This window comes from Micromonospora sp. B9E7, from assembly GCF_039871815.1.
Lineage (GTDB): Bacteria > Actinomycetota > Actinomycetes > Mycobacteriales > Micromonosporaceae > Micromonospora.
Genome location: NZ_JBDPLX010000007.1, coordinates 137,262 through 149,322, shown reverse-complemented (window position 1 = coordinate 149,322; position 12,061 = coordinate 137,262). Strand labels below are relative to the sequence as shown.

General features: G+C 70.9%; 11 protein-coding genes and 1 tRNA gene. 2 read left to right on the top strand and 10 right to left on the bottom strand.

The annotated features are described in order from the left end of the window. Nucleotides 1-268: 268 nt before the first annotated feature. From ABGB10_RS14055 to ABGB10_RS14040, 4 genes are all read right to left on the bottom strand, one after another. On the bottom strand, nucleotides 269-1,249 hold the full coding sequence (locus tag ABGB10_RS14055) for a ribose-phosphate diphosphokinase (protein ID WP_347661320.1): 981 nt from the start codon (nucleotides 1,247-1,249) through the stop codon (nucleotides 269-271). A 58-nt stretch (nucleotides 1,250-1,307) separates the two neighbouring features. Next, nucleotides 1,308-2,867 (bottom strand): bifunctional UDP-N-acetylglucosamine diphosphorylase/glucosamine-1-phosphate N-acetyltransferase GlmU, encoded by a 1,560-nt coding sequence (gene glmU / locus ABGB10_RS14050; protein WP_347661319.1) that lies wholly within the window; start codon nucleotides 2,865-2,867, stop codon nucleotides 1,308-1,310. Between the two features lie 101 nt (nucleotides 2,868-2,968). Beyond that, nucleotides 2,969-3,040: transfer RNA gene (locus tag ABGB10_RS14045), tRNA-Gln, on the bottom strand. Between the two features lie 52 nt (nucleotides 3,041-3,092). After that, on the bottom strand, nucleotides 3,093-3,944 hold the full coding sequence (locus ABGB10_RS14040) for a helix-turn-helix domain-containing protein (RefSeq protein WP_347661318.1): 852 nt from the start codon (nucleotides 3,942-3,944) through the stop codon (nucleotides 3,093-3,095). A gap of 122 nt (nucleotides 3,945-4,066) precedes the next feature. On the opposite strand from ABGB10_RS14040, the gene ABGB10_RS14035 reads away from it, so the two are divergent. Continuing rightward, the gene (locus ABGB10_RS14035) at nucleotides 4,067-5,032 is read left to right on the top strand and encodes an acyl-CoA desaturase (protein WP_347661317.1); all 966 of its coding nucleotides are present in this window, start codon (nucleotides 4,067-4,069) and stop codon (nucleotides 5,030-5,032) included. A 224-nt stretch (nucleotides 5,033-5,256) separates the two neighbouring features. After that, complete coding sequence (locus tag ABGB10_RS14030; RefSeq protein WP_347661459.1) at nucleotides 5,257-5,952, top strand: TetR/AcrR family transcriptional regulator; 696 nt, start codon at nucleotides 5,257-5,259, stop codon at nucleotides 5,950-5,952. A 33-nt stretch (nucleotides 5,953-5,985) separates the two neighbouring features. Here ABGB10_RS14030 and ABGB10_RS14025 read toward each other — a convergent pair whose 3' ends face one another. The 6 genes from ABGB10_RS14025 to ABGB10_RS14000 form a co-directional block, all read right to left on the bottom strand. Next, nucleotides 5,986-6,462 (bottom strand): DUF4383 domain-containing protein, encoded by a 477-nt coding sequence (locus ABGB10_RS14025; protein ID WP_347661316.1) that lies wholly within the window; start codon nucleotides 6,460-6,462, stop codon nucleotides 5,986-5,988. A gap of 232 nt (nucleotides 6,463-6,694) precedes the next feature. Beyond that, nucleotides 6,695-7,150, bottom strand: coding sequence for a DUF4383 domain-containing protein (locus ABGB10_RS14020; RefSeq protein WP_347661315.1), 456 nt, complete (start codon nucleotides 7,148-7,150; stop codon nucleotides 6,695-6,697). 101 nt (nucleotides 7,151-7,251) lie between these two features. After that, complete coding sequence (locus tag ABGB10_RS14015) at nucleotides 7,252-9,057, bottom strand: ABC-F family ATP-binding cassette domain-containing protein (RefSeq protein WP_347661314.1); 1,806 nt, start codon at nucleotides 9,055-9,057, stop codon at nucleotides 7,252-7,254. Nucleotides 9,058-9,177: 120 nt separating this feature from the next. Then, nucleotides 9,178-10,128: a 4-(cytidine 5'-diphospho)-2-C-methyl-D-erythritol kinase gene (locus tag ABGB10_RS14010; protein ID WP_347661313.1), complete on the bottom strand. Its 951-nt coding sequence runs from the start codon at nucleotides 10,126-10,128 to the stop codon at nucleotides 9,178-9,180. A gap of 86 nt (nucleotides 10,129-10,214) precedes the next feature. Continuing rightward, the gene (gene rsmA, locus ABGB10_RS14005) at nucleotides 10,215-11,084 is read right to left on the bottom strand and encodes a 16S rRNA (adenine(1518)-N(6)/adenine(1519)-N(6))-dimethyltransferase RsmA (RefSeq protein WP_347661312.1); all 870 of its coding nucleotides are present in this window, start codon (nucleotides 11,082-11,084) and stop codon (nucleotides 10,215-10,217) included. Nucleotides 11,085-11,130: 46 nt separating this feature from the next. Next, nucleotides 11,131-12,030, bottom strand: coding sequence for a TatD family hydrolase (locus tag ABGB10_RS14000; RefSeq protein ID WP_347661311.1), 900 nt, complete (start codon nucleotides 12,028-12,030; stop codon nucleotides 11,131-11,133). Between the last annotated feature and the right edge of the window lie 31 nt (nucleotides 12,031-12,061).

The following is a 12,061-nucleotide window of genomic DNA, read 5'->3' as shown; positions in this document are numbered from 1 at the left end:
TGGGGCTCATGCGTCATGAACGACTGCCCGGAGCACCGCGTCGATGACGGTGCCTCCGTGCGGCGCTTTTCAGCGGCCCGCCGGGCACCCTCGCCGTGGCAACCGCACCAGTCTACCCGAGCTGTTTCCAGGGTTTCCGGCAGTCCCCGATCACGGCTCCAGACCGGCGCGTCGGTGGTGCTCCCCACCAGCGCGCCGGCCCTGTTTCCACCAGTTTGACAGCCCCGCCCCCACCGGAATGCAAAGTGGCGGAAACGGGGCTAGGTGATCAGCTCAGGCCGCCGAAGAGGGTGGTCACCGAACCATCGTCGAAGACCTCCCGGATCGCCCGCGCCAGCAGCGGCGCGATCGACAGCACGGTCAGCTTGTCCAACCGCTTCTCCGGCGGGAGCGGCAACGTGTTGGTCACCACGATCTCGCTGATCGAACTGTTCTTGAGCCGCTCGGTGGCCGGGTCCGACAGCAGCGCGTGGGTGGACGCGACCACGATCTCCGCCGCGCCCGACTCCTTGAGGATGTCGGCAGCCTTGGCGATGGTGCCCCCGGTGTCGATCATGTCGTCGACGATCAGGCAGACCCGGCCCTCCACCTCGCCGACCACCCGGTTCGCCACGACCTGGTTCGGCTTCATCGGGTCCCGGGTCTTGTGGATGAACGCCAGTGGGCAGCCGCCCAGCCGGTCGGTCCACCGCTCGGCCACCCGCACCCGGCCCGAATCCGGTGCCACCACTGTCATCGGCCGGCCGGCGTACTTGTGCTCCACGTACTCGGCCAGGATGTCCATCGCGAAGAGGTGGTCCACCGGGCCGTCGAAGAAGCCCTGGATCTGCGCGGTGTGCAGGTCGACGGTGAGGATGCGGTTCGCGCCGGCGGTCTTCAACAGGTCCGCCACCAGGCGGGCCGAGATCGGCTCCCGACCCCGGTGCTTCTTGTCCTGGCGGGCGTACGGGTAGAACGGCAGCACCACGGTGATCCGCTTGGCCGACCCCCGCTTCAGCGCGTCCACCATGATCAGGGTCTCCATGACCCAGGTGTTCACCCCGTGCGTGACGGACTGCACCACGAAGGCGTCCGAACCTCGTACCGAGTCCTTGAACCGTACGAAGATCTCACCGTTGGCGAACTCGTACGCGTCGGCCGGCGTCGGCGCGACGCCGAGCACCTCGCCGATCTCCTTGGCCAACTCCGGAAAGCCACGTCCGGAAAAGAGCATCAGGCTTTTGCGGTTTTCGGCGACGATGCTGCCCATGGGCCCGTCTGCTCCCGTTATGTCGGCGGTACCCGACCCGGTGGTGGTGGGTCAGGGACTATTCGGTTGCAGTATCTCCCGCGCCGGATGCGCCGCCCACCGTCTCGGTCGCCCCGTGGATTGCCTCACTGTGGCTTGCGGCACCAGCCCTACCGGACGCACCCTTCGCGTCGCCGGCTGGCTGCACATCCTTCGCGTCGCGGGCCCGCTGCGCCGCCTCCGCCGCGGCAGTGCCGGCGCGTCGCTTCACCACCCAGCCCTCGATGTTGCGCTGGCGGGCCCGGGCGACTCCCATCGCCCCTGCCGGCACGTCGTCGACGATCACCGAACCAGCCGCCGTGTACGCCCCGTCACCCACCTCGACCGGTGCCACGAACATGTTGTCCGCACCGGTCCGCGCGTGGCTGCCGATCACCGTGTGGTGCTTGTTCACCCCGTCGTAGTTCACGAACACCGACGCCGCGCCGATGTTGGTGTGCTCGCCGATCGTCGCGTCACCCACATAGGTCAGGTGTGGCACCTTGGAGCCCGCGCCGATCTGTGTGTTCTTCACCTCGACGAACGTGCCGACCTTCGCCTTCTCGGCCAGCCGCGCGGCCGGCCGCAGGTACGCGTACGGCCCGACGGTCGCGCCCGCGCCCACCTCGGCGCCGACGGCGTGGCTGCGGACCACCGACGCGGCGGGACCGACGACCGTGTCGATCAGGGTGACGTCCGGCCCGATCAGCGCGCCCGCGCCGACCACCGTGCCACCGCGCAACTGGGTGTTCTGGTCGACCACGGCGTCCCGGTCCAGCGCGACAGTGACGTCGATCCAGGTGGTGGCGGGGTCGAGCAGGCTCACCCCGGTGCGCATCCACGCCTCGTTGATCCGGTCGCGCAGCAGCCGGCGCAGCGTGGCCAGCTCCACCCGGTCGTTGCAGCCCAACGTCTCGACGTGGTCCACGGCGACGTGCACCGCGACCGGCTCGCCAGCGGATCGGAGCAGGCCGAAGACGTCGGTCAGGTACTCCTCGCCCTGGTCGTTGTCGGTGGAGAGCTTGCCCAGCGCCTCGCGCAGCCGTACCGCGTCGAACGCGTAGATGCCGGCGTTGATCTCCCGGATCGCCCGCTGCGTCGGGTCGGCGTCGCGTTCCTCGACGATCTGCTCCAGGCGGCCGTCGGCGTCCCGGACGATCCGCCCGAGGCCGGTCGGGTCGGGCACCTCGGCGGCCAGCACGGTGGCCGCCGCGGCGGCCTGCTCGTGCGCGGTCACCAGCGCGCCCACCGTCTCGGGTCGCAACAGGGGCACGTCACCGTTGATCACCACGACCGTGCCGGCACCGTCCGGTACGGCCTCCAGCGCGATCCGCACGGCATGCCCGGTGCCGAGCTGCTCGGCCTGGAGCACCGGCGTGGCGTCCGGGGCCACCTCGGACAGGTGCGCCCGCACCTGGTCGGCACCGTGCCCCACCACGACGACGGTGCGGTCCGCGCCCAACGGGGCGGCGGCGCTCAGCACGTGACCGAGGAGCGTCCGACCGAGCAGGGGGTGCAGCACCTTGGGCAGTGTCGACTTCATCCGCTTGCCCTCACCGGCGGCAAGTACGACGACGGTACGGAGGTGGGGCTGGGGCACGACGTGGCTCCCGTCGGGACGGCGGACACTCTCGCGGCCATGCTAACCAGACGGAGTGGGAGGATTGTCCGATACCCCACCCAGGTGCTGTTGATCAACTGCTCGGCCGCCAGGGTTCGAACCTGAAACTCAAGAGCCAAAATCTTGGGTGATGCCAATTTCACCACGGCCGATCGCGACGTCGGAACCACCGCCGCTTCAGGATGGGCATCCTGCGGCTACACCTTAGCGCCCAACCGCCGCGACGCCATCACTCATACCCTTCATGATCCCCTCGATCTTCCAGTAGAGCCGCGTCGACTTGAGCACCTCGACCACGAGACACCCCCGGTAACCGGTCCCGGTGTTGTGTCGGTTGGTGCCTGGGTTGTGACGCTTGAGTGCGGTGGGTTGAAACTCGTCGACCGGTACGCCGACCTGCTCGGCCCACCAACGGGTCGCAGCCGCCGGGTCGGCGGATTCGTGGATGCTGACGCGGAACCGCAGGGTCCGCTTGTCCACGCCCATCGCCTCGGTGAAGCGGAGGAACAGACTGATGAGCATCGGGTCGCTGTTGACGAACCGGACTCGGCAGTCGTTAGGACGCCACGGCTTGGCTTTGGTGCCTTCGGCCCAGTAGATCGCCGCGCCGACCGCGATCAGCTCCCGGTAGCGCAGCTGTTTCACCCAGGCCGCAGCGGCCTCGATCGTCTCCTGCCGGGCGGCGTCCCGCGCCTCCCGGTGAGCTGACCATCGCGCGTCGGTCATGGCCTTCGAATGTGCTCTGCGCCGAGCCAGAGCTGCCGCAGCGTCCGGGTCGAGTGGAAGGTGGCGCAGCCAAAGGTAGGCGGTGGACCGACTGACCCCCAGCCGCTCGGCGACAACCGGAACCGACAACCCACCGAGCCGCAGGCCCACGGCCTGATCACGCAACTCGTCCTTCGCGTTCGGTCGCCGGGTCCAGGCCGGCGGAGGGACCCCGCGCAGCATCGCCCGCGCCCGGTCTCTGCCGACGCCGGTGCGGGCCTGGATCTGGCGGACGGACAGCTGCTCCTCGGTGCGTAACCGACGCACCTCGGCGGCAAGAGGATCGGTCATGAGCAGCAGTTTAGGACTGGCGTACGACGCTCTTTCCGAACTTCCCCGTGCGATCTACGGTGCCGTAAGTTACGGTGACGTAGGCGTAACTTCGTGATCGTCACCATCCCCTGCGAGGTCCCATGTCCACTGCTCTGCTCGATCCCAACCCCGCCGCACCCGGCCCCAAACCCCTCACCGACGGCAGCCAGTCCCCCGGCATCCTGGCCGCACTGTGGGCCTTCGTGGTGATCCCCTTCGTCGCCCTGCTGGCCGCCGTGCCGGTTGCCTGGGGCGGCTGGCTCGGCTGGACCGACGTGATCATCGGTCTGGTCTGGTACGTCGTCTCCGGGCTCGGCATCACCGTCGGCTTCCACCGCTACTTCACGCACGGCTCGTTCAAGGCCAAGCGGTGGCTGCGGGTGACGCTGGCGGTCGCGGGTTCGCTGGCGGTGCAGGGCGAGATCATCCAGTGGGTCGCCGACCACCGCCGGCACCACGCCTTCTCCGACCTGGAGGGCGACCCGCACTCCCCGTGGCGCTTCGGCACCAGCTTCTGGGCGTTGACCCGGGGCCTGTTCCACGCGCACGTGGGCTGGCTGTTCCGTCGCGAACTGTCCAACCGCGAGCGTTTCGCACCGGACCTGATCGCCGATCGCGACATCAGCCGGGTCGACCGCCTCTTCCCCGCGCTGGTGGCCGTCTCACTGCTCGGCCCGGCGCTGATCGGCGGCCTGGTGACCTGGTCGTGGCAGGGCGCGCTGACCGCGTTCTTCTGGGCCGGGCTGGTCCGGATCGGCCTGCTGCACCACGTCACCTGGGCGATCAACTCGGTCTGCCACGTCTACGGCGAGCGGCCCTTCGCGATGCGTCAGGGTGACCGCGCGTCGAACTTCTGGCCACTGGCGATCCTGTCGTTCGGCGAGAGCTGGCACAACCTGCACCACGCCGACCCGACCAGCGCCCGGCACGGCGTCCTGCGTGGCCAGGTGGACATCTCCGCCCGGGTGATCTGGCTGTTCGAGAAGGTCGGCGCGGCGACGCAGGTGCGCTGGCCGAAGCCGGAACGCCTCGCCGCGAAGCTGGTGAAGCCGGTCGCACCCCGGTAAAACCGGGCGGTGTGCCGGGATGCCGCCTGGCAGGATGGCCAGATGACTGAGCCACGCGGGGGGACCGGACGGCTCGGCCGACGGGGAGCCGGATCCGATCCGGATACGGTCGGACGACGCGGCAGGGCGGTCGGACCGTCCGACAGTGAGGCGACGACGTGAACGGGCACAGCGGAGGCACCATCCCACGGCAGGGCGTCACCGAGCGCCAGCGAGGCGGCGACATGCCCGAGGTCAGTGACGGCGACGGTGTCGGCGGCCGGCGGACGACGCCGCCCGCCCCGGCACCGAAGGCCAAACCCACCTCCCGGGTCCGCATGTCGGCGGCCCAGCGACGGGAGCAGTTGATCGCGACCGGCCGGCAACTCTTCGCCGAGCGCGGCTTCGACGCCACCTCGATCGAGGAGGTGGCCGCCCGCGCCAAGGTCTCCAAGCCGGTGGTGTACGAGCACTTCGGCGGCAAGGAGGGGCTGTACGCGGTGGTGGTGGACCGGGAGGTCCGGGCCCTACTGGACCGGATCACCACGGCGTTGACCGCCGGGCATCCTCGGGAGCTGCTGGAGCAGGCGGCGCTGGCCCTGCTGGGTTACATCGAGGAGGAGGCCAGCGGCTTCCGGGTCCTGGTCCGCGAGTCGCCGCTGATGTCCGGCACGGCCAACTTCAGCAGCGTGATGAACGATGTGGCGCACCAGGTCGAGCACATACTGGGTGCCGAGTTCAAGAGCCGCGGGTACGACCCGAAGCTCGCCGAGCTGTACTCGCAGGCGCTCGTCGGCATGGTGGCCCTGACCGGGCGCTGGTGGCTGGAGGTCCGCAAGCCCCGCAAGGAGACGGTGGCGGCGCACCTCGTCAACCTGGCGTGGAACGGGCTGTCGCACCTGGAAGCAAAGCCGACTCTGATCACCGCGCGCCGACACTGAGCACGCTGACCGCCCGCCGCCGCTGAGTCCCGCTCAGCGGCGGTGTGCGTCGGCCACCGGGTGTCTACGGCGTTCCAGCTCCGCCTCCGCGTGCTCGGCCGGGCCGACCTTGTCGTACAGGCCGGTGCCGAACAGGATCAGGCCGAACAGCATCGACACGACCACTGTCGACATCGAGAAGTTGAGGAAGTTCGCGTCGGTCTGCAGCACGGACATCATCAGGATGCTGGTCACCAGGAACACCACACCCGCGGTGAGGTTCATGTAGTGGCCGAGGTTGCTCCGCCGCGACGCCCCGATGATCAGGACGATTCCGAAGATCACCGAGGCGAGCGAGAAGGCCAGGTTGGTCCGTAGCCCGAGGGCCCAGGTGCTGCTCCGGGCGAAGAGCGGGTCTCCGATCGTCTCGGCGACGCCCCACACGCCGAAGACCAGGATGTAGACGCCGACCAGACCGGAGAGGACCCGGTAGAGCGGCCGTGCCGGATGATTAACCGGAAAGTGCGGCATACCCCTGACCCCCTGATTGACCGTTTCAGGAGGATTGTCGCCCAGGGCGGAGCCGACTGTCCGAAGAACCACAATGCCGGAAGTCCGCCGAAGGCTGGGCCAAGGTCAGGTTTTCGCCGGAGCCCGAGCTGCGCAGGGATCAAGCCTGACCGCCCGGAGCAGCTCGGGCTCCGGCGAAAACCCCGCCGCAACAATCTCGGGCTCCGGCGAAACCCACGGCCGCGACCAACGATCAGAGAATCAGACGAGCCTTGTGGAAGGCCTCCGCCTCCTCCTCGGACCCGACCTTGCCGTACATGCCGACCATGAGCAGCACCAGGGAAGCCGTCAGCACCACGACCACGGTGGTGATGCTGAAGTTGAAGATGTTGGCGTCGGTCCGGATGAACGCGAGACCACCCAGGCCGATCACCATCAGGGCGTACGCCAGCCACTGGTTGATCACCACGTCGATGTTGCGGCCGAGCGCGGTGCCGACCAGCACGACGATCCCGAGCAGCACGCTGAGCAGCGAGAAGCCGAGGTTGGTGCCCTGACCGAGGACCCGGGTGTCGTCCTGGGCGAGGATCTCGTTGCCGGTGCTCGTGATGATGCCGAGCACACCGAAGACCACCAGGTACAGACCGGTCAGCCCGCCGATCGCCCGGTAGATCGGCCGCGCGGGGTGGTTGACGGGGGTGTGGGCCATGTCTGTGTCTCCAACGCCGTGGGGTGAGGTGTCGCCGACGATTGTCTCGCATGTGGCGGTGTGACGCCGCACACGGTCCCGGGCCGGCGCGCCCGGACCGTTCAGCTCTCCGGCAGGTCCTCGGCGAGGGTCATCCAGCTCTCCTCGATCTGCTCCCGCTCGGCGCGCAGATCCTTGAGCTGGGCGTCCAACTCGGCGACCCGGGCGTAGTCGGTGGCGTCCGCCGCGAGCTGATCGAGCAACGTGGTCTCGCGCTGGTCGAGCTTGCCGAGCTGTCGCTCCAGTCGGCTCAGTTCCTTGCGGGCCTGGCGGACCTCGGCGGCGGACATGCCACTCGCGGTCGGGCCGGCGGGCGCGGCGGTCGGGTTGGCGCCGGGCCGGGTGGTGCCGGCCCGCTCCGCGGTCCGCGCGAGGTACTCGTCCACGCCGCCCGGCAGGTGCACCAGCCGGCCGTCGCCGAACATGCCGTACGCCGTGTCGGTGACCCGCTCGATCAGGTAGCGGTCGTGACTCGCCACGATGATCGTGCCGGGCCACGAGTCGAGCAGGTCCTCCAACGCGGCGAGGGTGTCGGTGTCCAGGTCGTTGGTGGGCTCGTCGAAGAGCAGGACGTTGGGCTCTCCCGCGAGCAGCCGCAGCATCTGCAACCGGCGGCGTTCCCCACCGGAGAGGTCGCCGACCGGGGTCCAGAGCCTGCGGTCGTCGAAGCCGAACACCTCCGCGAGCTGGGACGCGGAGACCTCCCGGTCACCGAGCTGCACCCGGCGGGCGACCTCCTCGACGGCTTCGAGCACGCGCAGGTGCCCGGGCAGCTCGGCGAGCTCCTGGGACAGGAACGCGGGCCGTACGGTGGAGCCGGTGCCCAGACGGCCACCGTCGGGGCGGGTGATGCCGGCGAGCATCCGCAGCAACGTGGTCTTGCCGGCGCCGTTGGCGCCGAGGATGGCGATCCGGTCGCCGGGACCGACCAACCAGGTGACGTCGCGCAGGATCTCCTTGGGGCCGGCGTGCAGCTCGACGTTCTCCAGCTCGTACACCTGCTTGCCGAGCCGGGAGACGGCCATGCGTTGCAGGGACATGGTGTCCCGCGCCGGCGGCACGTCGGCGATCAACGCGTTCGCGGCGTCGATGCGGAACTGGGGCTTGGAGGTTCGGGCTGGCGGACCACGGCGCAGCCAGGCGATCTCCTTGCGGAGCAGGTTCTGCCGGCGGGCCTCGGTCGCGGCGGCGACGCGCTCGCGCTCGACTCGGGCCAGGGTCCAGGCGGCGAAGCCGCCCTCGTAGGCGCGAACGGTCTGGTCCGCGACCTCCCAGGTGGTGGTGCAGACCGCGTCGAGGAACCACCGGTCGTGGGTGACCACCACCAGGGCGCCCTTACGGCCGACCAGGTGCCGGGCCAGCCAGTCGACACCGCCGACGTCGAGATGGTTGGTCGGCTCGTCGAGGATGAGCAGGTCGGAGTCGCGGACGAGCAGCGCGGCGAGCGCCACCCGGCGTCGTTCGCCACCGGACATCGGGCCGACCGGCTGGTCGAGACCCAGGTGCGGCATGCCGAGACCGTCGAGGATGGCACGCACCCCGGCGTCACCGGCCCACTCGTGCTCGGCGCCCATGCCCTCGTCGAGCCAGGCGGTGCCCAGCACCACGTCCCGGACGGTGGAGTCGGGGGCGAGCGTGAGCTGCTGCGGCAGCCACAGCACGCGCAGGTCGCGACGGTGGGTCACCCGACCGTCGTCGGGGCCCTCCTGCTTGGTGAGCAGCCGTAGCAGGGTGGACTTGCCGGCGCCGTTGAGGCCGACCACGCCGATCCGGTCGGCGTCGTCCAGGCCGAGCGAGACGTCCGTGAGCAGCCGCCCTGCCGCGCCGTACCCCTTGGACACCCGGTCCAGATTGACGATGTTCGCCACGTTCCACCCTTCATGATCAAGGCGTCCCGGTGCCGGCGGGCACCTGGACGCCTGTCCCAAGGGTACGCGGACACCCCGGGCGACCGCGCCGCGCGCCCGCGGGACCGGTGGGACGTGCCGTCAGCCGACGCGGGCGCCGGCGACCGGGCCGTGTGCGACCCGCGCCTCCCGGCACACGTCCGCGGCGGTCAACTCGGCGGCGATCCGCTCCGCGTCGGCCGCGTCGGCGGCGAGGAACACACAGGTCGGGCCGGAGCCGGAGACGATCCCGGTGAGCGCGCCGGCCTCCTCGCCGGCCTTGAGGGTGTCGGCCAGCGCCGGGTGCATGGCCAGCGCGGCGTCCTGGAGGTCGTTGCCGAGCGTCCGGGCGAGCACCCGGGGGTCGCGCTGACGCAGCGCGCCCAGCAGGGCGTCGGTGGAGCCCAGCGGGGCACCGGCGGCACCGGAGTCGCGCAGCCGGTCCAGCTCGCGGTACGCGGTGGGGGTGGAGAGGCCGACGTCGGCGATCGCCACCACCCAGTGCCAGGTGGTCGGGCGGACCAGCACCGGGCTGATCGCCTCACCCCGGCCCGTGCCCAGCGCGGTGCCCCCGTAGATCAGGAACGGCACGTCGGAGCCGAGGTCGGCGGCGATCCCGGCCAACTCGTCGCGGGACAGCCCGGTGCCCCAGAGTGCGTCACAGGCCACCAGCGCGGCGGCCCCGTCGGCGCTGCCGCCGGCCAGCCCGCCGGCGAGCGGGATCTGCTTGCGCAGGTGCAACCGGGCGTGCGGCGGCACACCCGCGTACCCGGCGAGGGCGTGCGCCGCGCGGATCACCAGGTTGGTGTCGTCCAGGGCCAGCTCGCCGGTGCCCTCGCCCTCCATGGTCAGGGCGAGCGTGTCACCCCGACGGGCCGTCAACTCGTCGTAGATCGAGATGGCGTGGTAGACGGTGTTCAGCTCGTGATAGCCGTCACGGCGCAGCGGGCCCACCCCGAGGTGCAGATTGACCTTCGCGGGCACCCGGACCTTCACCGGCCCGATGGCCCCGCGTCGCTCGTCCTCGCCGTCCGGACGCCAGGCCTCGGTCACGGGGTGATGTCCCGGATGCGCAGGCGGATGTCGAACGGCTTGGCCACGATCAGCTCCTCGGCGTCCTCGGCGGGCACGGCGTCAGCCTACTTCGCGGCCGGCGTACCGACCGGAGCCGACGCGGCGATGGCGGCGAACTGCTCGACGGTCAGGGACTCCCCCCGGGCACCGGGGTCGACGCCGGCCGCGGTGAGCGCGGCGGCGGCCCGGTCCGCGCCACCGGCCCAGCCGGCGAGCGCGGCGCGCAGTGTCTTGCGCCGCTGCGCGAACGCCGCGTCGACCACGGCGAAGACCCGTTCCCGGGGTACGTCGGCTCGGGGCGGTTCGTGGCAGGTGAAGGCGACCAGGCCGGAGTCGACGTTGGGCACCGGCCAGAACACGTTCGGGGGCACCCGTCCGGCGCCCCGGGCCTGGGCGTACCAGGCGAGTTTGACCGACGGGATTCCGTACACCTTGGAGCCGGGCCCGGCGACCAGCCGGTCGGCGACCTCCTTCTGCACCATGACCAGGCCATGCCGCAGGGTGGGCAGCACGGCGAGCAGGTGCAGCACCACGGGCACCGCGACGTTGTAGGGCAGGTTCGCCACCAGCGCGGTCGGCGGCGGGTCGGCCAACTCGGCGGCGTCGACGCGCAGGGCGTCCGCGCGGTGCACGGTGAGCCGGTCGGCGTCCGCCCCGGCGTACCTCGCGGCGGTCTCCGGCAGCGCCCCGGCCAGCACCGGATCGATCTCCACGGCGTGCACATGCCCGGCGATCGGCAGCAGCCCCAGGGTCAGCGAGCCGAGTCCGGGGCCGACTTCCAGGGCCACGTCGTCGGGGGTCAGGCCGGCGGCGGTGACGATCCGGCGCACGGTGTTCGGGTCGTGCACGAAGTTCTGGCCCAGCTTCTTGGTGGGCGCGACGCCCAGCCGGGCGGCGAGCTCCCGGATCTCCGCCGGGCCGAGGAGACCGGTCATGCCTGGAAGCCTAACGACGGGGTCGGCATCGACCGTCGGGCCGGGCTCACCACGGGCCGAAGGCCCGGTCACCGGTGGCGGAGATGGCCGCGCACAGCTCGTCCAGGTCGGCGCCGGTGGTCTGGGCGAGCGCCCGGACGGTGAGCGGGATCAGGTACGACGCGTTCGGCCGGCCACGGTGCGGCGTCGGGGTGAGGTACGGGGCGTCGGTCTCCACCAGGATCTGGTCGACGGGGGTCAGCGCGGCGGCCTCGCGCAGCGCGGCGGCGCTGCCGAACGTGACGGTGCCGGCGAAGCTGAGCAGGTAACCACGGCGGACACACTCGCGGGCGAAGTCGGCGTCACCGGAGAAGCAGTGCAGCACCACCCGGTCCGGCGCGCCCTCGTCGTCGAGGATCCGCAGTACGTCCGCGTGGGCGTCCCGGTCGTGGATGACCAACGCCTTTCCATACCGCTTGGCGATGGCGATGTGCGCCCGGAAGCTCTCCTCCTGTGCGGCACGCCCCTCGTCGCCGGTCCGGAAGAAGTCCATTCCGGTCTCGCCGATCCCCCGAACCCGCTCGCGGGCGGCCAGCGACTCGATCTGCCGCAGCGCCTCGTCGAGGTCGGTCAGCCGGGGCGCCTCGTTGGGGTGCAACGCCACGGTGGCCAGCACGGCCGGATACCGCTCGGCGATGTCCGCGCCCCACTGCGACGAGGCGACGTCCACGCCCACCTGGACCAGCCGGTCCACCCCGACCTTGGTGGCCAACTCGATCGCCACCGCAACCGGGTCGTCGGCCGACCCGCCGCCGGGCACACCGGCCTCGCTGACCGTGATGTCCAGGTGGGTGTGACTGTCCAGTACCGCCCGGGGCAGCGGCTCGGGGGCCGGCGGAAACTCTCCGGCCCGCCGGGCGGCACGCTCTCGGCGCGATTCAGTCGGCTCGCTCATCAGCGACAGCATCACACACCGGGCCTGTCCATCTGCCCGCCAC